Below are 24,258 nucleotides of genomic sequence, written 5' to 3' on the forward strand. Positions count from 1 at the left end.
CCGCCGACAGACCATGGAGCCTCGCTTGGCCACGTCACAATTCCCCTCGCCACACCGGCCATCCGCACTCGCCATCTTCGATCTCGACGACACCCTGCTCGATGGCGACTGTACCCATCTCTGGCTCGAATGGATCATCGAATGCGGCTGGGTCGAGGACGGGTCGGCTCTGCTGGAACAGATGCGCGAGCACGACAAGCAGTACCATGCCGGCACGCTGAACATGACCGATCATCTGCGTTTTACCCTTGCACCGCTGATCGGTCGCACTCGCGGGGTGGTGAAAGAACAGGTCGACGCCTTCGTCGAGGACAGAGTTCGGCCGCGCTTGATGCAGGAAGGGGTCGCGCGGCTCCAGGCCCACAGCCGGGACGGCCACGCCACGCTGGTGATCTCCGCCTCGATGCATCATCTGGTCGAGCCCATCGCGCACGCCATCGGCGCGGACGGTGCCCTGGCGACGCTGCCCGAGCTCGATGCCGACGGTCGTTTCACTGGCGAGCCCACCGGTATCCAGACCTACCAGCGCGGCAAGCTCGACGCCTTCGAAGCGTGGCTATCCAGCCACGACACCGGCTTTGCCGAAGGCTGGGAGACCTGGGGCTACAGCGACTCCTTCAATGACCTGCCTTTGCTCGAATTCGTCGACCATCCCCACGCCACCCAGCCGGACGCCCGCCTGCGCGAAATCGCCGAAGCGCGTGGGTGGCCGGTTCTGCAGTGGCGCTAGCGCCCGACAGCCACCACCGAAATCATCAATCACCCTGATTGAAATAACTCATGGCGGGTCACCGTTGCGTCATCGGTAACTGGGGTATATTTTATCAACCGAGGTTTAACTTGATAACCGAGGCATCGTTGCCTGGGTATGTTGATCATCTCCAGAGGCCGTCGTGTCCAACTCCTTGACCGAATCCCGTGACGAACGCCTGTCGGCGCCGGCGACTGCTCGCCGTCGATCGGGGCTGTCGCGCTTTCTACCGTTTTTCGGCCCGGCAATGATCGCGGCAGTCGCCTATATCGATCCGGGCAACTTCGCCACCAACATCGAAGCGGGCTCGCGTTACGGTTATGTCCTGCTGTGGGTGGTGCTGTGGGCCAACCTGATGGCGATGCTGATCCAGACGCTATCGGTGCGGCTGGGTCTGGCAACCGGCAAGAATCTGGCGGAGATGATCCGGGATCGCTATCCGCGCCCGCTGGTCTGGTTCTACTGGGTCCAGGCCGAACTGGTTGCGATTGCCACGGACCTGGCCGAGTTCCTCGGTGCCGCGCTGGCCTTCAATCTGCTGTTCGGGATGACGATGCTCGAAGGGGCGCTGCTCACGGGCGCGATCACCTATGCCGCGCTCTACATGCAGCGCTTCGGTTTCCGCCTGCTGGAGGTCATCATCGGCAGCATGCTGCTGGCGGTGGCCGCCGGATTCGTCATTCAGATCATCATGGGGCGACCCGAGGCCGCGCCGGCCATTCAGGGCTTGCTCCTGCCGCAGTTTCCCGATGGCTACGCGGTGTTTCTGGCCGCCGGGATCCTGGGCGCGACGGTGATGCCCCACGTCATCTATCTACACTCGTCGCTGTCGCAGCGCCGCGTGGCGACTCATACCGACGAACAGCGCCGCCGTGCCATGCGCTATTACCGCTGGGACGTGATCATCGGCATGGGTATCGCCGGAATCATCAATCTGTCGATGCTGGCACTGGCCGCCTCGGTCTTCTTCGATAACGGCCGTACCGGCGTCGCTTCCATCGAGCAGAGCTATCAGCTGCTGGCGCCGTTGATGGATCGGGATCTGGCGAGCACGCTGTTCGGCTTTACACTGCTGATGGCGGGGCTATCCTCGTCCATCGTCGGCACCATGGCGGGCCAGGTGGTGATGCAGGGGTTCGTCGGCTTCACCATTCCGCTGTGGCTGCGCCGCCTGTTGACGATGCTGCCGGCGATCGTGGTGATCATGCTGGGTTTCCCCGAGCAGCAGGTTCTCGTCGCCAGTCAGGTGGTCCTCAGTTTCGGCATTCCCTTTGCGTTGATTCCGCTGATCCACTTCACGGCACAGCACCGGTTGATGGGAAATCTGACCAACCGTCGCTGGGTAACCGGGCTGGGATGCCTCATCGCGGCGATCATCATCTTGCTGAATGGGTATGTGTTGGCCTTCGAGTTGCTGTAGGCTTTCAAGGACGCGCGCGGGCGAACTCCTGAAAGGCTCCCGCCGCCCATCATTCTGCCCGTCGATGAGAACATCATGTCAGTGACGCCACGCCCCCGTTATGCCCGCTTCGAGCGTACGCGCCTCGACCACCAGCAGGAGCTGGTGGAAGATTACGTGGAGGAGATCGCGCAGCTACATCGCGACCACGGCGAAGCTCGGGCCAGCGATCTGGCCGAGCGTTTCGGCGTCAGTGCCGCTGCGGTCTCCAAGGTGATTGCGCGGCTCAAGCGTGACGGGCTGGCCGAGGCGCGTCCGTATCGCGGCGTCTTTCTGACCGTGAAAGGCAGTGAGCTGGCCGAAAAGGTCGAGGCACGCCATCAACTGGTATTGTCGACGCTGCTGGCACTGGGCGTGCCGCCCCATGTGGCCGAAGCCGATTCCGAAGGCATCGAACACCACTGCAGTGATGCCACCGTCGAAGCCATGCAAAGGTTTCTGGAAGCGCATAACCGCTAGACAATGGCATTGGCCGCAGATGCCCCTCCCTATTCCGTCTGGGAACCTTTCGACGTTGGTGGTAGAATCTTGCGCGTTGAAAGTCCTCGATCCATCACGCGCTCGACAAGGTCGCCTTCATGCAAGACCGATTCGACAACATCACCGGCATGACGCCACCCTAGCGTAACGCCCCCACCTCGACGTGCCTTCTATGCGCGCGTCTGGCTGTCCCGATACCGCTGTATCGGCGAGACGGCTCGTATTCGTTCGACCCATTCAATCCAAATTCTTGCCGCGACTGCGTGGCCGTCCTTTGATGGCACTCTTTGCTGACGCCTCGTCAACGACGGGCAGTACAGGTGGTCATCCTGTCTCCGTGCGATCAGGCGGGTAGCAGCCCATGACGGTTCACCGCGGCCCATGACAGGGAACTTGCCCATGCTTGAGATGATAAAAAAACACTGGTTATCCAATGTCCGTGGCGACGTGCTGGCTGGCGCAGTCGTCGCGATGGCGCTGATTCCGGAGGCGATCGCATTTTCGATCATCGCCGGCGTCGATCCCAAGATCGGTCTCTACGCGTCGTTCTCGATTGCCGTCGTGATCGCCTTTACCGGCGGCCGACCGGGGATGATCTCGGCGGCGACCGGCGCCACGGCACTGCTGATGGTGACCCTGGTGCGTGATCATGGCCTCGAGTATCTGCTGGCCGCAACGCTGTTGACGGGAGTGATCCAGATCGTATTCGGCTATCTCAAGCTGGGCGAGCTGATGCGCTTCGTGTCGCGCTCTGTAGTGACCGGCTTCGTCAACGCCCTCGCCATTCTGATCTTCATGGCGCAGCTGCCGGAACTGACCGATGTCACCTGGCATGTCTATGCGATGACCGCCGCCGGGCTCGGTATCATCTATCTGTTTCCGTATCTGCCGATCATCGGCAAGGCGTTGCCGTCGCCGCTGGTCTGCATCGTGGTGCTGACGATCGTCTATATGGTCAGCGGCATGGACATTCGTACCGTGGGGGACATGGGCGAGCTGCCGGACTCGCTACCGGTGTTTCTGTGGCCGGACGTGCCGCTCAACCTCGACACCTTGATGATCATTTTCCCCTATTCGCTGGGCATCGCCATCGTCGGCCTGCTGGAGTCGATGATGACCGCGACGATCGTCGATGAGTTGACCGATACCTCGAGCGACAAGAACCGCGAGTGCAAGGGACAGGGCGTTGCCAATATCGCCTCCGGCCTGCTTGGCGGCATGGCGGGTTGTGCAATGATCGGCCAGTCGGTGATCAACGTGAAATCCGGCGGTCGTACGCGTCTATCCACCCTGATCGCCGGCGCTTTCCTGCTGATCCTGGTGGTCTTCCTGGGTGACTGGGTCTCGCAGATCCCGATGGCCGCGCTGGTCGCGGTGATGATCATGGTCTCGATCGGCACGTTCAGTTGGGAATCCATCGTCAACCTGCGTCGCCATCCGATGTCGACCAACATCGTCATGCTCGCCACGGTGATCGTCGTGGTGACGACCCACAACCTGGCGATCGGGGTTCTGGTCGGCGTGCTGCTGGCCTCGCTGTTCTTCGCCAACAAGGTCGGGCAGATTCTCTACATCGGGAGTCGCATGGACGGCGACGCCAAGACGCGCAACTATGACGTCGTGGGGCAGGTGTTCTTCGCTTCCTCGACCCGCTTCAATGCCGGGTTCGATTTCAAGGAGGCGATCGAACGGGTGACGATCGACGTCTCCCGCGCTCACTTCTGGGACATTACCGCGGTCGAAGCGCTGGATAACGTGGTGGTCAAGTTCCGCCGCGAAGGTACCGAGGTCGAGGTGATTGGCCTGAATCAGGCCAGTGCCACCCTGGTCGATCGATTCGGGGTGCATGACAAGCCGGACGCGGTAGAAAAGCTCATGGGCCACTGAACCCTGGTCATCGGGCCGGGCTGGCCCGCTTTCCATCATCAACCAATAATGGCTGAAAGGAGAATCCCATGAGTGAACGTCAGGTTCTGGCCTGCATCGATGATTCGCGCCACGCTTTTGCAGTCTGCGCCGCGGCTTCGTGGGCCGCCGAGCGGATCGGTGCGCCGCTCGAGCTGCTGCACGTGCTGAGCAAGGCGCCGAGTCTGGGCGCCACCGATGCCAGTGGGCAGATTGGTCTCGGCAGTCGTGAGCACCTGCGCGAGCAACTGACCCAGCTCGACGAACAGCGCGCCAAGCTGGCTCAGCAGCACGGCCGGGAGTTGCTGGAAGCGGCCCGAGGCCAGGCCGAGCGTCTGGCTCCGGGTACGGCGGTAACCACCGCGTTGCGTCACGGTGATCTGATCGAATCTCTGGTCGAGCGCGAGGCCCAGACCCGGCTGGTCGTGTTGGGCAAGCGCGGCGAGTCGGCGGATGGAGCGCTCGAACATCTGGGCAGCAATCTCGAGAGGGTCGTGCGCACGCTGCACACGCCGATTCTGGTGACGCCTCCCGAGTTCCAGCCGCCATCTCGGCTGTTGCTGGCCTTTGACGGCGGCCAGACGACCCGCAAGGGCGTCGAGATGATCGCCGACAGCCCGCTGCTCAATGGTCTGGTCTGTCACGTGGTCATGATCGGTGCCGGCACCGACGACCAGCGAGCCCAGCTCGAGTGGGCGCTGAACCGGCTTCGTCAGGGGCAGGTCGATGCTCAGGGCACGATCCTGGCCGGTGACGTCGATGAAGTGCTCGCCGACTATGCCGATCAACAGAAGATCGATCTGATGATCATGGGCGCCTATGGCCACTCGCGAATCCGTCACCTGCTGGTCGGCAGCACCACGACCGCCATGCTGCGACATACGCGAACGGCAACGCTGATACTGCGCTGACCCCGCATACTACGCTGACCCTCATACTGCGCTGATCCTTATACTGACTGATCGCCACGACACGCCACTGTCGTCGTGGCATCGATGACCATCGGCCGCTATTGGCAGGCCTTCAGGAGTCTCGAATGACCATTCAACGCCACGATCCACAAACCCGCATGAGCCGGGCGGTGATTCACAACGGCACCGCCTATCTCTGCGGCCAGGTGACGGGTGCCGAAGCCCGTGACGGGGACATTACCGCCCAGACGATCAGCATGCTCTCTCGTGTCGAGGCGCTGCTTGAGGAGATCGGATCAGATCGCGAGCATCTGCTTTCGGCCACGATCTATCTGGCGGATGGCGAGGATTTTGCGGCCATGAATGCGGTGTGGGACGCCTGGGTACCGGTTGGGCATGCGCCGGCGAGAACCTGCATCGTTGCACCGATGCCGGCCAGGGAGCTCAAGGTCGAGATCACGCTGACGGCGGCGATCAAGTAAAACCTAGTGTGGCGTCTCGCAAGTAACGCGAAGAAATATCGGATGCATGGCGGCGCCAGGGACCGATATTATTGGATGGTATTTGTGAGACACCACACTAGAAAAAGGGGGACCAGGATCTATCTGGATTGGCTCAGCCGTCGTCGCGCGATGGCTGTGCCGGCTGATGGTTGAGAAAGCGTGACAGTCGCTCCTTCTGGCTTTCGCCGATCTGGCACAGCTGCCAGGCGATCTCGGCGTACTGCATGAGCGTCGGCAGCATCAGCTGCAGCCGATGCGCATCGTTTTCATGCCGCTCTGCCTCGGCGTCCAGCCACTCGAACAGCCGTGCCAGGCGGGTGTAGTTCACGTCGCCCCGGCCGCTGTTGCCCCGTAGCGCGTCGATCGCCAGGCAGCGCATCACGCTACGCTTGTTCGGGTCGAGGCTCTCCTTGTCCAGCAGCGCTTCAGCATGCTGCACGAACTGGCCCATCAACTGTGACAGTTCGGCAGCTTCCAGCTGGCGGCGCACCGCGTCCTGACTTTCGATCAATGCCTGCTGCTGGCGCTTGAGTCCCTTGACCAGAACCACCAGCTGGACGCACAGCCAGCCCGCCAATACCAGGGTCAGCAGATACACGCCCAGCGGTGCCAGCGCATGGACCGGCAGAGGCCAGCCAAGGTCGCTGGCCAGCACGCCGCCGACGGCCAGCGCCAGCAGCACGATAATGATCAGGGCGATGGAAATGCCGGAATTCATGCGGTGTCCATGACAAGAGAGGCGGTGGTGCCATGACGCTTTATCGGCACCGAATCGCTATCCTTGAGCTTCCGCTAATATGGATTTTGGGCGCGTTGAGTGCTATCTCCCCCAGAATTCCTATTCTTCGGCACGAGCTTCGCCTTTGGACATACTTGTATGCTCTGGTAGAAATCTTGTCTCTGATCAACGAGGAGCCATTCATGGTATCGGACTCCATCCTGCCTCACGATACTGAACTGGGGGCTTACGAGCTGTCTCGGCGGCTGGGCAAGGTCTGCCTGGCTCGAGGAGTGCGAGTGACGGCGGCGGAGTCCTGTACCGGCGGCGGCGTCGCCAGTGCGATTACCGCGATTGCCGGTAGCTCCGCCTATTTCGAGACGGGTTACGTGACCTATGCCAATACTTCCAAGCAGCGTCTACTGGGCGTTTCCCGCGCCACGCTGGATGCTCACGGCGCCGTCAGCGAGGCGACCGTGCGTGAGATGGTCGTCGGGGCATGCCGCGACAGCGGCGCGGAACTGGGCGTCTCTGTCAGCGGTGTGGCCGGTCCGGATGGCGGTACGCCTGACAAGCCCGTGGGTACGGTCTGGTTTGCCTGGGGCAATGAGCGACACCAGCGTGTGTGCTGCCATCATCTGCCCGGTGATCGCCAGGGCGTGCGCGAGCAGGCCGTGTCGGTGGCGTTGGCGGGGTTGATCGAGGCGCTGACGGATGATGACTCCGATGGTGCCCCGGTGACAGCGAAGGGATCGATTCCGTAGCCTTTGCTCGAGACATGATTGAAAATCTGACGGCGGGGATAGGCGCGCGAGCTTTTTTTCGCCATACTACTGTCTAACCATACAGTATGTGAGCCGAGCGACGCGAAAGGCGTTGCCCCGTCTCACCCTGCGCATTCATAGGAGACGTTCATGGCACAGGACGAAAACCGCAGCAAGGCACTCAATGCGGCTCTGTCACAGATCGATCGCCAATTCGGCAAAGGTACCGTGATGCGTCTGGGTGACACCCCGCGTACCGCGATTCCGGTGGTGTCGACAGGGTCTCTGGGGCTGGATATCGCGCTGGGTGTCGGCGGGCTGCCTTACGGCCGTGTCGTCGAGATCTTCGGTCCCGAGTCCTCGGGCAAGACGACGCTGACGCTGTCGGTCATCGCTCAGGCACAGAAGGATGGCAAGACCTGCGCCTTCATCGATGCCGAGCACGCACTCGATCCCGCCTACGCCGAGAAGCTGGGTGTCAATCTCGACGACTTGCTGGTATCGCAGCCCGACACGGGCGAGCAGGCGCTCGAGATTTGCGACATGCTGGTGCGCTCGGGCGGTGTCGACGCCATCATCATCGATTCCGTCGCGGCATTGACACCGCGTGCCGAGATCGAAGGGGAGATGGGGGATTCCCACGTCGGTCTGCAGGCGCGCCTCATGTCGCAGGCGCTTCGCAAGATCACCGGGAATATCAAGAACGCCAACTGCATGGTGGTGTTCATCAACCAGATCCGCATGAAGATCGGTGTCATGTTCGGTAGCCCGGAAACCACGACAGGCGGTAACGCCCTGAAGTTCTACTCCAGCGTGCGCCTCGACATTCGCCGCATCGGCTCGGTCAAGCAGGGCGACGAGGTCACCGGCAACGAGACCCGGGTCAAGGTGGTCAAGAACAAGGTGGCGCCCCCGTTCCGCCAGGCGGAGTTCCAGATTCTGTACGGGAAGGGCATCTACCACGCCGGCGAGGTGATCGATCTCGGCGTTCAGTGCAACCTGGTGGACAAGGCCGGCGCCTGGTACAGCTACAAGGGCAGCAAGATCGGCCAGGGCAAAGCCAATGCCGCGCAGTATCTGGAAGAGCATCCCGAGATCATGAACGAAATCGAAACTCAGATTCGGGCCCAGTTGCTGGCGGCACCGACGACCAAGGAAAAGGCGCCTGAAGCCGCCGTGGCCGAAAGCGATGATTCCAGCGATACGCTACTGTAAGTAGCCTTGGAGCGGTACTGATGTTCGGTAATGGCGGCAGGTCCGCCCGGGGTGATTCCTCTTGCGATGCTTCGTCGGGAGAGGCGCCCTTGCGAGATGTGTCCCCCAGAGACATTGCCATCCAGTTTCTGGCCCGGCGCGAATATTCCCGAGCCGAGCTGGTGACTCGGATGGGCGCGAAGGGGGTCGAGATTGATGAAATCCATCGCACGCTGGACCAGCTCGCCGAAGACGGGCTTCAGTCCGATGCGCGTTTTGCCGAGGTGTTCGTGCGCTCGCGCATCGCGCGGGGGCAGGGGCCGGTCAGAATACGCGTCGATCTGGGCCAGCGAGGCATCGACGAACCGCTGATGGCGCTGGCCTTCGAGGCGGAATCGCCCGATTGGCAGAGCCTGGCCTGCCAGGCCCTCGCCAAGCGCTTCGACGGCCCCGGCGCTACGCCCAGAGAGCGTGCCAAGCGCGAGCGCTTCCTGGCCGGGCGCGGTTTCGAGTTCGACCATGTTCGCCATGCCATGACCCACGCCTGGCGCGAAGAGGGCTGATCGGGCCGCTGATGTTCGATGCGCTCTCTCCTCCCGACTGCTTCGATTCACGGCGCGCCATACCGCCGATCCTTTCGTGTAGGCAGCAAGTAACGCCACGACAGCTGCCGCCCTGCTGATTTTCCTCGCAGTCTCTCGCGCCTCTCCTCTAATCTAGCCTCTCGATAACCTGAGTTTGGCCTCGGTACGCCTGATATCGGCGTTCACGGGACGCACGGATCCAGTTTCTCCCGCGCCAGTCGCGGAGGCATTGCGTCGTCGAATCCCGGCGACAACGGTGTCGCACTCGACAGACTATCGGCCGACCACGTTATACTAATGCGCTTTGCGATGGCCGGAGAGGTGCTGATGGCGCCTTTTCGTTGCCGGATTTTGCGTCGCCACGTGGTCTGCTAGCCGCCGTGGGCGCGCCTATCGCCACGGATTGTTTATGAAAAGTGCAGATATCAGACAGGCTTTCCTGAGCTACTTCGAGGATCTCGGACACACGATCGTGCCTTCGGCCTCTCTGGTGCCGGAAAACGACCCGACGCTTCTCTTCACCAACGCTGGCATGGTTCCGTTCAAGGATGTCTTCCTCGGCCGCGACCCCCGCCCGTACGTGCGCGCCACCTCGGCGCAGCGCTGCGTGCGCGCCGGCGGCAAGCACAACGATCTCGACAACGTTGGCTATACCGCCCGCCATCACACCTTCTTCGAAATGATGGGCAACTTCAGCTTCGGCGACTACTTCAAGGCCGACGCCATCCGTTATGCCTGGTCTTTCATTACCGAAGTGCTGGGGCTGCCCAAGGACAGACTCTGGGTCACCGTCCATATCAGTGACGATGAAGCCGCGAGGATCTGGATCGATGACATCGGCGTCGACCCGACGCGTCTGTCGCGTCTGGACGAGGACAACTTCTGGCAGATGGGCGATACCGGCCCCTGCGGCCCCTGCTCGGAGATATTCTACGATCATGGCCCCGAGGTCTGGGGAGGGCCGCCGGGCAGCCCGGAAGAGGATGGCGATCGCTACATCGAAGTGTGGAACCTCGTTTTCATGCAGTTCGATCGCGATGCATCCGGCAACATGAATCCGCTGCCCAAGCCGTCGATCGACACTGGCATGGGACTGGAGCGGATGGCGGCCGTGATGCAGGGCGTGCACTCCAACTACGAGATCGATCTGTTCCGAAATCTCCTGTCGGCGGCGGCCGAGGTGACCGGTCACGACGATAGCAAGACGCCGTCGCTGCGTGTCATCGCCGATCACATTCGCTCCTGCGCGTTTCTGATCGTCGACGGTGTGCTGCCGTCCAACGAAGGGCGCGGCTACGTGCTGCGTCGGATCATTCGTCGTGCCGTGCGTCATGGCCACAAGCTCGGGGCCAGCGAGCCGTTTTTCCACAAGCTGGTGGCGGCACTGGATGCCGAGATGGGCGAAGCCTACCCCGAGCTACGCCAGGCTCGCGATCAGATCGAGCGCGTGCTGTTGAAGGAAGAGCAGCAGTTCGCGCGCACGCTCGATCATGGCATGGGCCTGCTCGAGGAGGCGCTCTCCACACTCGACGGGGAGATCCTGCCGGGCGAGACGATCTTCAAGCTCTACGATACCTACGGCTTTCCGTTCGATCTGACCGCGGATGTCTGCCGCGAGCGTGGCGTCACTCTCGACGAGGCGGGGTTCGAGCGTGAGCTGGAGGCCCAGCGCCAGCGGGCGCGAGCCGCCAGCCAGTTCGGCGGTGACTACGGCGCCGCGCTCGAGCTCGAGGGTAGCACCGAGTTTACCGGTTACGACCGTCTCGAGGACTCGTCGACGGTCATGGCGATCGTCGATGCTGAGGGCACTCCTCTCGACGCGCTCGAGGAGGGCCAGAAGGGTGTGGTCGTGCTGGATCGTACCCCATTCTATGGCGAGTCCGGCGGGCAGGTGGGCGATACGGGCTATCTGCAGGCGACCGATGGCCGCTTCCAGGTCACCAACACGCGCAAGCAGGCCGGGCATCATCTGCACGAAGGCGTGATGGTCGGCGGCCGCCTGAGCGTCGGCGAGGTTCTCACGCCGCAGGTCGACCCCTCGCTGCGGCAGGCGACCATGCGCAATCACTCGGCGACTCACCTGCTCCATGAAGCGCTGCGGCTGACGCTGGGCGAGCATGTGCAGCAGAAGGGCTCGCTGGTCAGCGCCGATCGGCTGCGCTTCGATTTCAGCCATTTCGAACCGCTCACGCCGGAACAGCTGGCGCAGATCGAGCGGATCGTCAATGCTCAGGTGCTGGCCAACGCGCCGACGCAGACTGACTTGATGACGCTCGACGAAGCCAAGGCCAAGGGCGCTCGTGCACTGTTCGAAGCCAAGTATGCCGATAGCGTGCGGGTACTGACGATCGGCAGTGACGACTTTTCGATCGAGCTCTGCGGTGGTACCCATGTCGCGCGCAGTGGCGATATCGGACCTTTCCACATTGTCTCCGAGTCCGGCACGGCGGCCGGCGTGCGTCGCATCGAGGCCGTCACCGGCGAGGGTGCGCTGGCCTGGTTCGACGCCCAAGGGCGTGAGCTCGACGCCGTCGGTGAGCGGCTGAAAGCCAAGCCGGATCAGATCGTCGAGCGTCTGGATGCGGTGTTGGAGCGCCAACGCGCGCTGGAGAAGGAGCTCGAACGGCTCAAGGCGAAGCTGGCGAGCGCGGCCGGCAACGATCTGCTGGCTGAAGCCCAGGATGTTGACGGGATCAAGGTGCTGGCAACGCAGGTCGACGGTATCTCGGGCAAGGAACTGCGCGGCTTGCACGATCAGCTCAAGCAAAAGCTGGGCTCCGGGGTTCTGGTGCTGGCGACGGCTCAGGATGGCAAGGTCAGTCTGATTGCCGGGGTGACCGACGATCTGACCGCCAAGGTCAAGGCAGGCGAGCTGGTCAATCACGTCGCCGCCCAGGTGGGCGGCAAGGGCGGTGGGCGCCCTGACATGGCGCAGGCGGGCGGTAGCGATCCGACGCAGCTGCCGGCGGCGCTGGAAGGCGTGCCGGCCTGGGTCGCCGCGAGGCTGGGCTGAACGCGGCCGGGCTAAATGCATTCACGGCCGGCGTCAGCGTCGGCCGACAACGCTAGGGAGCGAGAAACAGACTCATGGCGCTATACGTACAAAAGTTCGGAGGCACATCGGTCGGCTCGGTCGAGCGGATCAAGGCCGTGGCAGAGAAGGTCAAGCGTGACCGCGATGCCGGCCATCAGGTCGTGGTCGTGGTATCGGCCATGAGCGGGGAAACCAACCGCCTCATCGGGCTGGCCAGCCAGATCAACGAGGATCCCACGCCCCGCGAGATGGACATGCTGGTCTCGACCGGCGAACAGGTCACCATCTCGCTGCTGGCCATGGCTCTGCACCAGCTGGGGGTGCCGGCGACGTCCTACACTGGCGCTCAGGTGGGTATTCGCACCGACAGCGCGCACACCAAGGCGCGCATCCAGCGGATCGAGACCGATGAGATTCAGGAAGATCTGGACGATGGCCAGGTCGTCGTCGTCGCGGGTTTCCAGGGTGTCGACGAAGAAGGCAATATCACCACGCTGGGACGTGGCGGTTCGGACACGACCGGTGTCGCCCTGGCCGCTGCGCTGAAGGCCGATGAGTGCCAGATCTATACTGATGTCGACGGTGTCTACACCACGGATCCCCGAGTCTGCTCCAAGGCCAGGCGTCTGGAGAAGATTACCGTCGAGGAGATGCTGGAACTCGCTAGCCTCGGCTCCAAGGTGCTGCAGATCCGCGCCGTGGAGTTCGCCGGCAAATACAACGTACCGTTACGCGTGCTTTCGAGTTTCGAGGAAGGCCCAGGCACGCTGATCGTGGCAGACGAGGAATTCGAATCGATGGAAGAACCGCTCATTTCCGGTATCGCCTTCACGGCGAACGAAGCCAAGCTGACGTTGCTCAACACCCCTGATGTCCCGGGCGTTGCCTCGCGGATCCTGGGGCCGATCGCCGATGCCAACATCGAAGTCGACATGATCGTGCAGAACGTCGCCCCGGCTGGCGACTACACCGACTTCACCTTCACCGTCGCCAAGGGCGACTACAAGCAGACCACACGCATTCTGCAGAATGACGTCATCCCGGCACTGGGCGGGGGCGAGCTTCGCGGCGACGAGAACATTGCCAAGGTGTCTCTGGTGGGTGTCGGGATGCGGTCTCACGCCGGCGTCGCGTCCAAGATGTTCCGCGTGCTCTCCGAAGAGAATATCAATATCCGCATGGTGTCGACCTCCGAGATCAAGATCTCCGTGGTGATCGACGAGAAGGCGATGGAGCTGGCGGTGAGAGCACTGCATACGGCTTTCGGTCTCGATAAAGACAGTATTCAGAGCGAATAATCGAATAACCCCTTCACGAATGTCTCAGGCGTTCTACGCTAAGGGTGAGTTGGAAGAAAGTGAATGGAACATGCGTTCTTTCAACGTTGCCGCGGGGTTGCATGGAATGGCGTCATTGGCCTGAGAGCCCGTATGACGCATAATCGGCTCTCGGGTAGCAGGCTCGTTTCGCAGGAGGCCCGAGAGCGTCACCCGAGAATGGAAGAAGGACCTGAGAAGGAGATCAGATAATGCTCATCCTGACCCGTCGCGTGGGAGAGACTCTCATGATCGGCGACGATATAACCGTCACCGTTCTGGGGGTGAAAGGGAATCAGGTGCGTATTGGCGTGAATGCGCCCAAGGATGTGGCCGTCCACCGTGAAGAGATCTATCAGCGCATCCAGCGCGAGAAATCCGAAGACGAAGACGGCGATCCTGGCGCGTGAGTGCTGGATAGGCGCTTTGGTACCGTCTGAGCTGGTGAAGTCGTCCCCTTTATCGGCTCGGGCTATCCCCGAACATCCTCTTCGTCTGCCGGCATCCGCCTTCTTCCTTCGCTCATCGGTAACTTCTTCATCCTTTAAGGTTTTTTTCGAAAAAAGTTTGGCCTGTCGGCTGGACAACCTGCCATGGAATCGGTAATCTACGCGCCGTGCTGATCGGAGAGGTGGCCGAGTGGCTGAAGGCGCTCCCCTGCTAAGGGAGTATAGGGTTTATAGCCCTATCGAGGGTTCGAATCCCTCCCTCTCCGCCATTTCCGAACAATCGGAAACCGCGATCGACACTGTGTGAAGAAATTGGTGGATCAAGCGCCCGTAGCTCAGCTGGATAGAGTACCTGACTACGAATCAGGGGGTCGGAGGTTCGAATCCTCCCGGGCGCACCACTCGACATGAAGCCGGATATATCGACGTCGCCCTTCACGGTTTTACAAGCGCCCGTAGCTCAGCTGGATAGAGTACCTGACTACGAATCAGGGGGTCGGAGGTTCGAATCCTCCCGGGCGCACCATCTTCTCGAGAACCCCCGCACTCCTGTTACAAAGGGTGCGGGGGTTTTTGTTCATGGGTCATTCGATTGTGGTCGGGCGCAGGTGGCCCCACGACGGATCGCGCCCGGACTCATCGCTATCCAGACCGGCCAGAAAGGATGGCAGGGCGGTTTCCCGTCGCAATGCCATGAAGCGCGTTGCCGCTTCTGCATCTCGGCCCCGCATGATGTTCAGCCACTGCTTCAGCAACGATACGATCACTTTCTCCTGCATTCCCGCCTGCTGCTTGGCCTGTGCATAGCGCGTCAGCATTGCGCTGCGCGCCGACCACGGCGTCGGCGATAGACGTTCGCCGCCGGAATCCTGCCAGTGACGGATGCGCCGAGCCAGCCACGGGTCGGCCAGCATGCCGCGGCCCAGCATGACATCGTGACAGCCCGAGAGCGTGCGCGCTTTCCAGTAATCCTCCAGCGACCAGATATCGCCGTTGGCCACCACCGGCACGCTGACGGCGCTGCGGATACGAGCGATCCATTCCCAGTGGGCGGGCGGGCGGTAGCCCTCGCGCCGCGTTCGGGCATGGACCACCAGTTCCTCGGCACCGCCAGCTTCCGCCGCCTGTGCGCAGGCCAGGGCCAGCTGCTTGTCATCGAAGCCGAGCCGCAGCTTGGCGTTGACCGAAACCCCGAAGCGCCGTCCCGCATCTGCCACCGCCGTGACCACGGCATGAACACGCTCCGGTGTGCGCAGCAGTGAAGCGCCGCCGTCGTGACGATTGACCGTCTTGGCCGGGCAACCGAAGTTGAGATCGAGACGTGTCGCACCCTGAGCGATCGCCTGCTCGGCATTGGCGGCCAGCGCCTGCGGGTCGGAGCCGAGCAGTTGCAACGTGACCGGCGTGGACGACGGCGTGAGCGGCCCCGAACTGCCTGCCGTCGCCAGCTCCGGACAGTGGCGCAGGAACACTCGCGGTGGCAGCTTGGCGTCGACGACGCGCACGAATTCGGTGACGCACCAGTCAAGCGCGCCATCGTCGCTCAGTAGGGCGCGAGTGTCGGCATCGATGACGCCCTCCATGGGCGCCAGGCCGATACGGCCCCTCTTGATCGAGGGTGCGCGAGAAAAAGGCACGTCGGGAGAGGCGGTGTCAGAAAAGGCGGTGTCAAAATAGGAGAAAGGCTGTGCCATACGACCTCCGGAGAATCGGTCGCCACGCTAGCACACCTCTCGCCGAGGACGAATGAAAAGATGAGCGGCACCGTCGCCGGATTGCCGCTCGTCCTGTGATTCATCAAGTGCTGGCGCGGACGGCAGCCCGTTGCTGAAGCAAGCGCCGGACCGTAAACACCACCGAGAGCACGGCAAGCAGCAGCAGCGCCGCCGAGATCGGGCGAGTGAAGAACAGCGTCCAGTCCTCGTCGGCCATCAGCGCACGGCGCAGGTTGGTTTCGGCGATCGGTCCCAGAATGACCCCGAGTACCAGCGGTGCCAGCGGGTAATCGAGCTTGGCCAACAGGTAGCCCACCAGGCCGACGCCGATCAGAAGATAGAGATCGGTGACTCGATTGTTGAGTGCCAGCGCGCCGACCGCGCAGCAGACCAGCACCACCGGGACGATGATCGACTTGGGGATTTCGGTGATCCGCAGGAACCAGCGCATGCTGATCAGACAGAAGGCCAGCACCATGCCGGCGGCCACAAACATCGCCAGGAACATGCCGTAGACCAGATCGGCGTTGTCCATGATCAAGCGGGGACCGACGCTGACGCCCTGTACCATCAGCGCGGCCATCAGTACGGCGTCGACCGCGCTGCCGGGGATGCCCAGCGCGATCATCGGGATCAGCCCGCCGCCGGCCGTGGCCGAGTTGCCGGACTCCGACGCGACCACGCCATCGGCGATACCGGTGCCGAAAAGCTCCGGTGTCTTCGACGCGCGTTTGGCCTGATCGTAGGCGATCAGGTTGGCGATGCTGCCGCCGGCGCCCGGTACCGCGCCGATGACCACGCCCAGCATCGACGAACGCAGCAGATTGACGGGCCGGCCAAGCACCTCTCGCATTACGGCGAACGGTCGAAAATGCATCTTCCCGCTCACCAGCGCCTGCCCCTGATGGAGTTCCGCAGGATTCTCGACTTCGCTGGCAAGCTGGCTGACCGCGAAGATACCGATCAGCACTACCAGGAATGGAATGCCGGCCGCCAGCACGTCGATACCGAAGGTGAATCGGGGCACCCCCATCATTGGATCCTGTCCCACCGTCGCGATGAACAGTCCCAGCAGGCTCATCATCAGCCCCTTGAGAATCGACTTGCCGACCAGGCTTGCCACCACGGTGACGGCGAACAGGATGAGCGAGAAGTACTCCCAGGGCCCGAGCTTGACGGCGATCATGGCCAGTGGCGGCGCGGCCACGATCAGCACCACGGCGCTGATCAGCGCACCGAAGAACGAGGCCCAGATCCCCAGTGCCAGCGCTCGGCCCGGCTCGCCCTTGCGGGCCATGGGATAGGCATCGAAAGTGGTCGCTACCGCCGAAGGTGTACCGGGAATGCCCAGCAGCGCTGCGCTGATCAGCCCGCCGGACCCGCCCCCGACATAGACCGCAAGCATGGTCGCCACGCCTTGCAAGGGCGGCATGGTGAAGGTGACCGGCAGTGTCAGCACGATCGCCATGGTGATCGTGAATCCGGGAATGGCGGCGGCCACGACACCAGCCATGACCCCAATCATCATGCTGACGAGTGTCGCCAGCGAAAACAGTTGTTCGACGCTGCTGAGCAGTGCATCGGTCATTGGCATGGGAAATTCTCTCGTCCCGTTGGTCTTGTTTGAGTGGGCTATCAGTCCAGGGCTATCCGTTCAGGACTATCCGTTCAGGGCTTACGGTCTCCAGCTACCAGAGGTGCCCCCGGGGTAGTGAAATCAGGAACACGTGGCTGAACAGGACGTAGAGTCCTAGGCCGAAGACCGCGGCGATCACGCCAGCAATCAGCAGTCGTCTTCCGCGTCGGGCGCCCAGAATGACTTGCACCGCCAACAGGAACAGCAGTGATGCCAACGCGAAGCCGATCCACGGCATCAGCAGGGCGTAGAGCGAGAATACCGCCAGCGTGGCAAAGGCCATGCGGCGCTGGATGAACCAGTGGGTGGCTCCCACGCCCGCCTCACGATCGGTGCGGCGCAGCGCTGCCACCGACTGCACCATGATCGCCAGATTGAAGATGATCAACGCGCCCAGAATCAGCCGGGGAAAGGATCCGGCACCCAGCGGTTCCCACATCGACGAGGGCAGATCGCCGGCCTGCAGGAACAGACCCACGAACAGCGCCGCCAGGCCGGCATTGAAGATGATGTTGGCGAGCGCCTTGCCGCGCTCGCTGTCAGTCTCCCGCTCGACGCGGGAGCCCGTGTTGGTGGCATCGTTCATCGCGCCAGCTTGCCGGAAAGGCGCTTGATGGTTGCATCGACGTCAGCAAGGTAGTCGGCGTAAGCCTGCGGCCCCATGAACTCGACTTCGGCGCCAGCCTTGTTGACCCGAGAGATGAACTCCGGATTCTGGGACATGGTTTCGAAACCCTTTGCCAATGTTTCCACCTTGGCCGGATCGATTCCCTTGGGTGCGACGATGCCGCGGTTGATGCTCAGGTTGAGATTGTCGTAACCGAGCTCCTTGAAGGTAGGTACGTCGGGTGTCTGCTTGAGACGCTCCTTGCTGCCGACGGCGAGAAAGCGCAGGTCGCCGTTCTTGACGAACTCCAGGCTCGAGGAGATATCGCCGATCGAGGCGTCGATGTGACCTCCCACCAGCGAACGAATGCGCGCGCCGGTTCCCTCGAAACCGACGTATCGGAACTGGGCGCCGATAGCGTCTTCGATCATCGCTGCATGGACATGGGGAATGCCGCCGAGGGTGGCGCCGACACGAATCTCGCCAGGATTGGCCTTGGCGTACTCGGCGAACTCCTCGAATGTCTTCCAGTCACTGTCGGCATTGACCACCAGGTATTGCGGTGAGGAGGCCAGCGAGGCGATCGGCTGGAAATCATCCCAGTTGAGCTGGGTCAGGCCGGTGGCGTTGGAGGCCATCAGCCCCTCGTGGATCTGACCCACGGTGTAGCCGTCGGGATCTTTCTGCGCGAGCTCCTTGAGGCCGATGGTCCCGCTGACGCCGGGCATGTTGATCACCGGCATCGGCTGGCCAAGGGTTTCCTGGGCGGCGTTGGAAATGATGCGCATCAGGGCATCGCTGCCACCGCCCGGCGACCACGGCACGATGAATTCGATGGCGTGATCGGGGTAGTCGTCGGCTTGTACCGACTGACTGGTCGCCAGAGCGGCGGCGCCGAGCCCGACGGTCAGTGAAGCGATCGCCGCGCTGGAGGCGAGCGCTCGGCCCAGCTTTCCATGGGCGGCATGGTGGAGTACGTCGTAGAACATGAGTTGTCCTTATTGATTTGTTGGTTTGACGTCGTGTCGTCTTGCTTCGAATCGTTGTCTGTCTTCGAGGTGCTGCTTTTTTGAGGTGCTGCTTTTCTTCGGCTCGGGCGGTTTTCCCACCGCTTATCCGAGCAGAAATCCGCCATAGATCAGGCCAAGAAGCACGGCCCATACCGGATGAAGCTTGAGTCGCCACAGCATGACGCAGGCGATCGCGGCGATGATCGCAGTGTGAATCCAGCCGGCGTCGCCGACCCCTTCGCTCAGAAACGACCAGGTGAGATAGCCCATCAGCACCATGATCACCGGTCTCACCCACTGGCTCATCGACTTGACCTTGATCGAATCCCGGTAGCGATACAGGGTTCCCAGTGCTACCAGCATCAGGATCAGCGAAGGGGCGACGGTGGCAAAGGTTGCCACCAGACCGCCGCCGATCCCGGCCACGTCGTAGCCGATGTAGCCGGCCATCTTGGTGGCGATGGGGCTGGGCAGCGTGTTGCCCAGCGCCAGGGTCTCGGCGAACTGCTGTGAAGTCATCCAGCCATAGCGGCCGACCACTTCGTTCTCGACCAGCGGAATGATCGCAGGGCCGCCGCCGTAGCCGATGATGTTGGGAATGAAAAAGGCGAGGAACAGATCCCAGTAGATCATGACTCGGTCTCCCCGCTACGCTCGCGCCGCCGGTCCGGGCGCAGCAGCGCCGCCACCAGAATTGCCGCGATCACCAGCCCCGGGTGGATATCCAGCCCGTAGATCAGGCCACCGGCGATCGCTCCCATGATCAGGGTCACGATCCAGCCCAGCACGGCGCGTGATTTCTGAAAGAAGTCCCAGGTCAGTTGGGCCATCATCACCATCACCACCGGGACGACGCCCTCGCTCATGCCCTGAATCCAGCGCTGATCGCGGTAGCGGGTGAACAGTCCCAACAGCACGACCATTGCCACGATGCAGGGCACGATCACCGCCAGGACGGCGTTGATGCAGCCCAGCACGCCGCCGACTCGATAACCGATGGTGCCGGCCATCTTGGTCGCGATGGGCCCGGGCAAGGTATTGCCGATGGCCAGCACGTCGCCGAACTCTTCATCGTTCATCCACTGGTAGCGCGTGACCGCCTCGGCACGAACCAGCGGAATCATCGACGGGCCACCGCCGAATCCCAGCAGGCCGATGCGCAGGAACGCCACGAACAGGCGTCGCTGAGTCGTCAAGGATGAGGGCATGGCTCAGAGCACCGCGATGCTGGAGTCGGTACGCGGCTCGGTGCCGCCGCAGTAGATCCCGCTTTCAGGATCGCGCAGAATGATCTGGCCGCGGCCGTAGGCGGTGCTGTCGACGGCCATCGTCATCTGATGACCGCGTACCGCCATCTCGCGAATCACATGCATCGGATAGCCCGGCTCGATACCGATCTGGCGTCCGCCCATCCACTGCCAGCGCGGTGCGTCCAGCGCTGCCTGCGGGTTGAGGCCGAAGTCGACCAGATTCATCACCACCTGCATGTGACCCTGCGGCTGCATGAAGCCGCCCATTACGCCAAACGGGCCGAGCGCGGTGTCGCCGCGGGTCAGGAAGCCGGGAATGATGGTGTGAAAGGTGCGTTTGCCGGGCGCCAGCACGTTGACGTGACCGGCATCGAGGCTGAAACCGTGACCGCGATTCTGCAGCGAGATGCCGGTATCCGGCACTACCACGCCGGAACCGAAACCGTGATAGTTGCTCTGGATATAGGAGACCATGTTGCCGTCGCTGTCGGCGGTAGCCAGATAGACGGTGCCGCCGGCTTGCGGCTGGCCGGGCTCGGGATCGATGGCGCGCTCGCCGATCAGACGGCGACGGACGTCGGCGTACTCGTCGCTCAGGAGCGAGGCGACGCTGGTGCGCATGTGCTCGGCCTGAGTGATGTGATGATGGCCATCGGTGTAGGCGAGTTTCATCGCCTCCAGCTGACGATGCAGCAGTTGCGGATCGTCGCGCACGGTGACATCGAATCCTTCCATCATGCGCAGCGCCATCAATGCCACCATGCCTTGGCCGTTGGGCGGAATTTCCCAGACGTCATAGCCGCGGTAGTTGACCGAGATCGGATCGACCCACTCGGGCCGATAGTTCGCCAGGTCCTCGGCTCGCAGGTAGCCGCCCGTCGCTCGCGAAAAGGCGTCGATCTTTTGCGCCAGCTCGCCACGATAGAAGCTCTCGCAGCGGCTCTCGGCCAGCGCCTCGAGGGTTCTGGCCTGGGCCTCGTTGCGGTGGAGTTCACCGGGCTGGGGCGCGTGACCATTCGGCGTGAAGGCCTCCAGCCACGTCGCGATGGCGGGATCATCCGCCTTGGCACGAAATTCGACCTCGGCGCGCTGCCATAGCAGGCTGATCACCGGAGAGACAGGGAAGCCTTCCCGGGCGATGCGGATCGCCGGCGCCAGCAGGGTGGCGAAGTCCAGCTTGCCGTACTGCCTGGAGAGCTCGGCCCAGGCGGCGGGAATGCCGGGGACGGTGACCGGCGTCCAGCCGTGCAGGGGCATCTCATCGTGACCGGCGGCCTTGACCGCCTCGGGCGTCAGCCGCGCCGGCGCATGGCCACTGGCGTTGAGGCCATGGAGCTTGCCGCCACCGTCGTGGCCCTCGGCCAGCCACACCAGCGCAAAGGCATCGCCGCCGATGCCGTTGCCGCTAGGCTCGACCACGGTCAACACCGCTGCCGTCGCGATGGCGGCATCGATCGCGTTGCCGCCCTGAGCCAGCATATCGCGTCCGGCCTGGCTGGCCTGTGGCTGTGACGCCGCAACCATGCCCCGGCTGGCATAGGTGGCACTACGGCGAGACGGAAAGGGGTTGTTGTGATCGAAAGCGAGTGACATGGCATTTCTCGATTTATTGTGAGCCGATTGACCGTGAGACGGTTCGCTGAAGCCGGCCGCCCCGAGATCGAAAGGTCTTACGGTAAACTGATGTAAATCGTTTATGATATGAAAAATCGATTTTTACTATGGCGTCGTACTCTCGTGCAGGTCAAGTCCCTTGTCGGCATCATGGGCGACGTCGACAAATCAGTGAGTTCTCGTCATCGAAAGAAGGTCAGTCTCTATGGGAGCCGAAGCGCCCACCGGCAGCCTGTCGGCCAGCCAGCTGTACGCAGCACTGAAACGCGATCTGATCGGCGGTCGTTTTGCCACCGGACAGAAGCTCGCCATTACCGCACTCAAGCAGCATTATCGTGTCGGGCTGAGCCCGTTGCGCGAAGCGCTGAATCGACTGGCGGCCTATGGCCTGCTGGAGCAGGAGAGCCAGCGGGGCTTTCGGGTTCCCGCGCTGAAACGTACCGAGCTGGACGACATCGCCGATTTAAGGCAGCGCTTCGAGGGGCAGGCGCTGGAGCAGGCGCTCGAAGCCGGTGGCGACGAATGGGAGGCCGGCCTGCTGGCGGCGTTCCACCGGCTCAAGCGGGCGGATGAAGTCTCCGGGCAGCTCGATCACTGGGAACAGATGCACCTGCAGTTCCATCGTCATCTGCTGGAGCCCTGCGGCTCACCCTGGCTGCTGCGCTTCATCGAACAGCTTCATGATCAGTTCGACCGCTACCGCCGCATGGCGCCGGCCAACGACGCGGTACGGACGATGCTCAATGATCAGCATGGCCAACTGGTCGACCTGGCGATGGCACGCGATATCGCCGCCGCCAGAGGTTTGCTCGAAGAGCACATACGGCTCTCCTACGAAGTGGCTCAGGGCGCCTGCCAGGAGAATCGGAGGAGCGGAGGTAGCAACGAGGGGGGGAGCGAGCGAGAAGGCGGAAGCGTGCCGGGTGCGTAACGACGCCACGGTTCGATCACACGGCGCGAGAGAGACCGATCAAAGGCGTACCAGTGCGCCTTTGAGGCGTTGCTCGAGCGACGTCAGCGAGACGCTGTCATCGGCGGGCCATTCCAGTGCCAGGCGCGCGCCGTGGCTATCGTAATCGGCGCTGGCGACGGGGATGTCGTGCTCCGCCAGCCAGCGACGGGTTTCCGCCTCATGGCTGAAATCGACCTGGATAGCCACCGCGCGACGCTCGGTGAACGCGCGCCGGGGTAGCGTTTCGAGCGCCTTGAGCACGGCCTGGGTGTAGGCGCGAACCAGGCCGCCGGTACCCAGCTTGGTGCCGCCGAAATGGCGTGTCACGACAGCGCCGACCTGTCCCATGCCGCTGCCTTCCAGGGCCTGGAACATGGGTCGTCCGGCGGTGCCGCCCGGTTCGCCATCATCCGAGAATCCGATCGCGACCTGCTCGCCGGGCGCGCCGGCGATGAAGGCAGAGCAGTGATGGCTGGCATCGGGATAGGTGGCCCGCGCCTCGTTCAGAAGCGTGTCGAAGGCAGCGCTGTCTGGCGCATGACAGAGCCAGCAGATGAAGCGGCTCTTCTCGATCTCGATGGCATGAACATGACGCTCGGAGGGGGCAAGATCGGGGATCGGATAGCGCATGGAATCTCTTGGTCGATTCGAGCAGGCAAAGCCTGCTCGGGCCGCTGCCAGTCCGGCCCGATGGCTCAGGCCGCCTGAGGCGAGTTGCTGCGCATCACGCCCATGACCAGACCGAGCACCTGAACGTCCTCGTTCTTCAAGTAGATCGGCGGCATGCTGTCGTTGGCGGGCTGCAGGCGGACGCCGGATTTCTCGATGAACAGCTTTTTCAGCGTCACTTCTTGATTGTTGATCAGGACTACCGCGGTCTCGCCGTTTTCCGCCGACTCGTAGCGTTCGATGATGATGACATCGCCATCGAAGATGTTGCTGTCGATCATCGAATCGCCGCGGACGCGCAGCGCATAGGTGTTGCGGCGGACCAGCTTCGCCGGGACGTGCACGGTAGCATTGTCGAGGCAGGCTTCCATCGGCAGGCCGGCAGCGACCTGGCCCAGCAGCGGGATCTCGACCATATCGGTGGCGTCGATGGGTTCCCAGTTGCCGTCGATCAGCGGCAGATTCGGCTGGCGCTGGAGATAGCTCGGTGCGGCGTTTGTCATCGTCTTCTCCCGAGGTGGTATCGCCATCATAGCAAGGCAAGCGGCTGCGGCAAGTTGATAGCGCCACTTCCCTTGGCAACTTCACGTTCTTTCTTCACATTCTCGATGTCTGCCGCCGGCCATGCCCAAGTCGGCTCGAGGGCTGGCGCGACCGATTCGGCGACATTGACGCTGGATATCGACCACGCGGTGCCTTAGGCTCTGCCGAAACCTGCAGCGGGCCGCCAAGACGGG

At 62.6% G+C, this 24,258-nt stretch carries 23 protein-coding genes and 3 tRNA genes; 16 read left to right on the plus strand and 10 right to left on the minus strand.

What is annotated here, in order from left to right; translation table 11 throughout:
• Nucleotides 1-25 precede the first annotated feature (25 nt).
• From DOM36_RS12970 to DOM36_RS12995, 6 genes are all read left to right on the plus strand, one after another.
• Nucleotides 26-730, plus strand: coding sequence for an HAD-IB family hydrolase (locus DOM36_RS12970; RefSeq protein ID WP_157958641.1), 705 nt, complete (start codon nt 26-28; stop codon nt 728-730).
• 163 nt (nt 731-893) lie between these two features.
• A complete protein-coding gene (locus tag DOM36_RS12975) occupies nt 894-2,171 on the plus strand; it encodes an Nramp family divalent metal transporter (RefSeq protein WP_232823828.1) in 1,278 nt (425 codons plus the stop codon).
• Between the two features lie 75 nt (nt 2,172-2,246).
• Nucleotides 2,247-2,669 carry a manganese-binding transcriptional regulator MntR gene (mntR, locus tag DOM36_RS12980; protein ID WP_075570867.1) on the plus strand — a complete coding sequence of 141 codons (423 nt, stop codon included), beginning with the start codon at nt 2,247-2,249 and terminating at the stop codon, nt 2,667-2,669.
• A 420-nt stretch (nt 2,670-3,089) separates the two neighbouring features.
• Complete coding sequence (locus DOM36_RS12985) at nt 3,090-4,577, plus strand: SulP family inorganic anion transporter (RefSeq protein WP_110643330.1); 1,488 nt, start codon at nt 3,090-3,092, stop codon at nt 4,575-4,577.
• Nucleotides 4,578-4,645: 68 nt separating this feature from the next.
• A complete protein-coding gene (locus DOM36_RS12990; RefSeq protein ID WP_110643331.1) occupies nt 4,646-5,506 on the plus strand; it encodes a universal stress protein in 861 nt (286 codons plus the stop codon).
• A 125-nt stretch (nt 5,507-5,631) separates the two neighbouring features.
• Nucleotides 5,632-5,988, plus strand: a complete 357-nt coding sequence (locus tag DOM36_RS12995) for a RidA family protein (protein WP_110643332.1) — start codon at nt 5,632-5,634, stop codon at nt 5,986-5,988.
• 133 nt (nt 5,989-6,121) lie between these two features.
• Here DOM36_RS12995 and DOM36_RS13000 read toward each other — a convergent pair whose 3' ends face one another.
• Nucleotides 6,122-6,727, minus strand: a complete 606-nt coding sequence (locus tag DOM36_RS13000; protein WP_110643333.1) for a hypothetical protein — start codon at nt 6,725-6,727, stop codon at nt 6,122-6,124.
• A 203-nt stretch (nt 6,728-6,930) separates the two neighbouring features.
• On the opposite strand from DOM36_RS13000, the gene DOM36_RS13005 reads away from it, so the two are divergent.
• The 9 genes from DOM36_RS13005 to DOM36_RS13045 all read left to right on the plus strand — a co-directional run bounded on the left by DOM36_RS13005 (nt 6,931) and on the right by DOM36_RS13045 (nt 14,594).
• Complete coding sequence (locus tag DOM36_RS13005) at nt 6,931-7,491, plus strand: CinA family protein (RefSeq protein ID WP_110643536.1); 561 nt, start codon at nt 6,931-6,933, stop codon at nt 7,489-7,491.
• Between the two features lie 150 nt (nt 7,492-7,641).
• Nucleotides 7,642-8,706: a recombinase RecA gene (recA, locus tag DOM36_RS13010; protein WP_075570873.1), complete on the plus strand. Its 1,065-nt coding sequence runs from the start codon at nt 7,642-7,644 to the stop codon at nt 8,704-8,706.
• 89 nt (nt 8,707-8,795) lie between these two features.
• Nucleotides 8,796-9,248: a regulatory protein RecX gene (locus tag DOM36_RS13015; protein ID WP_232823829.1), complete on the plus strand. Its 453-nt coding sequence runs from the start codon at nt 8,796-8,798 to the stop codon at nt 9,246-9,248.
• Nucleotides 9,249-9,678: 430 nt separating this feature from the next.
• The gene (alaS, locus tag DOM36_RS13020; protein ID WP_110643335.1) at nt 9,679-12,282 is read left to right on the plus strand and encodes an alanine--tRNA ligase; all 2,604 of its coding nucleotides are present in this window, start codon (nt 9,679-9,681) and stop codon (nt 12,280-12,282) included.
• Between the two features lie 74 nt (nt 12,283-12,356).
• Nucleotides 12,357-13,601, plus strand: coding sequence for an aspartate kinase (locus tag DOM36_RS13025; RefSeq protein ID WP_075570876.1), 1,245 nt, complete (start codon nt 12,357-12,359; stop codon nt 13,599-13,601).
• A gap of 230 nt (nt 13,602-13,831) precedes the next feature.
• Nucleotides 13,832-14,029, plus strand: coding sequence for a carbon storage regulator CsrA (csrA, locus tag DOM36_RS13030; RefSeq protein WP_075570877.1), 198 nt, complete (start codon nt 13,832-13,834; stop codon nt 14,027-14,029).
• Between the two features lie 215 nt (nt 14,030-14,244).
• A tRNA-Ser gene (locus DOM36_RS13035) sits at nt 14,245-14,337 on the plus strand.
• A 55-nt stretch (nt 14,338-14,392) separates the two neighbouring features.
• A tRNA-Arg gene (locus DOM36_RS13040) sits at nt 14,393-14,469 on the plus strand.
• A gap of 48 nt (nt 14,470-14,517) precedes the next feature.
• Nucleotides 14,518-14,594 (plus strand) — tRNA-Arg (locus DOM36_RS13045).
• A gap of 58 nt (nt 14,595-14,652) precedes the next feature.
• Here the strand turns inward: DOM36_RS13045 and DOM36_RS13050 are convergent.
• The 7 genes from DOM36_RS13050 to DOM36_RS13080 form a co-directional block, all read right to left on the minus strand.
• Nucleotides 14,653-15,651 carry a tRNA-dihydrouridine synthase family protein gene (locus DOM36_RS13050; protein ID WP_110643537.1) on the minus strand — a complete coding sequence of 333 codons (999 nt, stop codon included), beginning with the start codon at nt 15,649-15,651 and terminating at the stop codon, nt 14,653-14,655.
• Between the two features lie 214 nt (nt 15,652-15,865).
• On the minus strand, nt 15,866-17,377 hold the full coding sequence (locus DOM36_RS13055) for a tripartite tricarboxylate transporter permease (protein WP_232823830.1): 1,512 nt from the start codon (nt 17,375-17,377) through the stop codon (nt 15,866-15,868).
• A gap of 94 nt (nt 17,378-17,471) precedes the next feature.
• Complete coding sequence (locus DOM36_RS13060; RefSeq protein ID WP_110643337.1) at nt 17,472-18,005, minus strand: tripartite tricarboxylate transporter TctB family protein; 534 nt, start codon at nt 18,003-18,005, stop codon at nt 17,472-17,474.
• Nucleotides 18,002-19,015: a tripartite tricarboxylate transporter substrate binding protein gene (locus DOM36_RS13065; protein WP_110643338.1), complete on the minus strand. Its 1,014-nt coding sequence runs from the start codon at nt 19,013-19,015 to the stop codon at nt 18,002-18,004. The genes DOM36_RS13060 and DOM36_RS13065 overlap by 4 nt, the downstream gene beginning before the upstream one ends.
• Before the next feature lie 123 nt (nt 19,016-19,138).
• Entirely contained in the window at nt 19,139-19,669 is a 531-nt protein-coding gene (locus DOM36_RS13070) for a chromate transporter (protein ID WP_110643339.1), read from the minus strand.
• Nucleotides 19,666-20,244 carry a chromate transporter gene (locus DOM36_RS13075; protein WP_075569493.1) on the minus strand — a complete coding sequence of 193 codons (579 nt, stop codon included), beginning with the start codon at nt 20,242-20,244 and terminating at the stop codon, nt 19,666-19,668. The genes DOM36_RS13070 and DOM36_RS13075 overlap by 4 nt, the downstream gene beginning before the upstream one ends.
• A 3-nt stretch (nt 20,245-20,247) precedes the next feature.
• Nucleotides 20,248-21,879: a gamma-glutamyltransferase family protein gene (locus DOM36_RS13080; RefSeq protein WP_110643340.1), complete on the minus strand. Its 1,632-nt coding sequence runs from the start codon at nt 21,877-21,879 to the stop codon at nt 20,248-20,250.
• 226 nt (nt 21,880-22,105) lie between these two features.
• On the opposite strand from DOM36_RS13080, the gene DOM36_RS13085 reads away from it, so the two are divergent.
• Nucleotides 22,106-22,831: an FCD domain-containing protein gene (locus DOM36_RS13085; RefSeq protein ID WP_110643341.1), complete on the plus strand. Its 726-nt coding sequence runs from the start codon at nt 22,106-22,108 to the stop codon at nt 22,829-22,831.
• Nucleotides 22,832-22,870: 39 nt separating this feature from the next.
• On the opposite strand, the gene DOM36_RS13090 is transcribed toward DOM36_RS13085, so the two are convergent.
• Nucleotides 22,871-23,482: a YigZ family protein gene (locus tag DOM36_RS13090; RefSeq protein WP_075569496.1), complete on the minus strand. Its 612-nt coding sequence runs from the start codon at nt 23,480-23,482 to the stop codon at nt 22,871-22,873.
• Nucleotides 23,483-23,547: 65 nt separating this feature from the next.
• On the minus strand, nt 23,548-24,024 hold the full coding sequence (locus DOM36_RS13095; RefSeq protein WP_110643342.1) for a LexA family transcriptional regulator: 477 nt from the start codon (nt 24,022-24,024) through the stop codon (nt 23,548-23,550).
• Between the last annotated feature and the right edge of the window lie 234 nt (nt 24,025-24,258).

Origin of the sequence: Salinicola sp. CPA57, assembly GCF_003206035.1 — a bacterium.
In the GTDB taxonomy this organism is placed as follows: Bacteria; Pseudomonadota; Gammaproteobacteria; order Pseudomonadales; family Halomonadaceae; genus Salinicola; species Salinicola socius.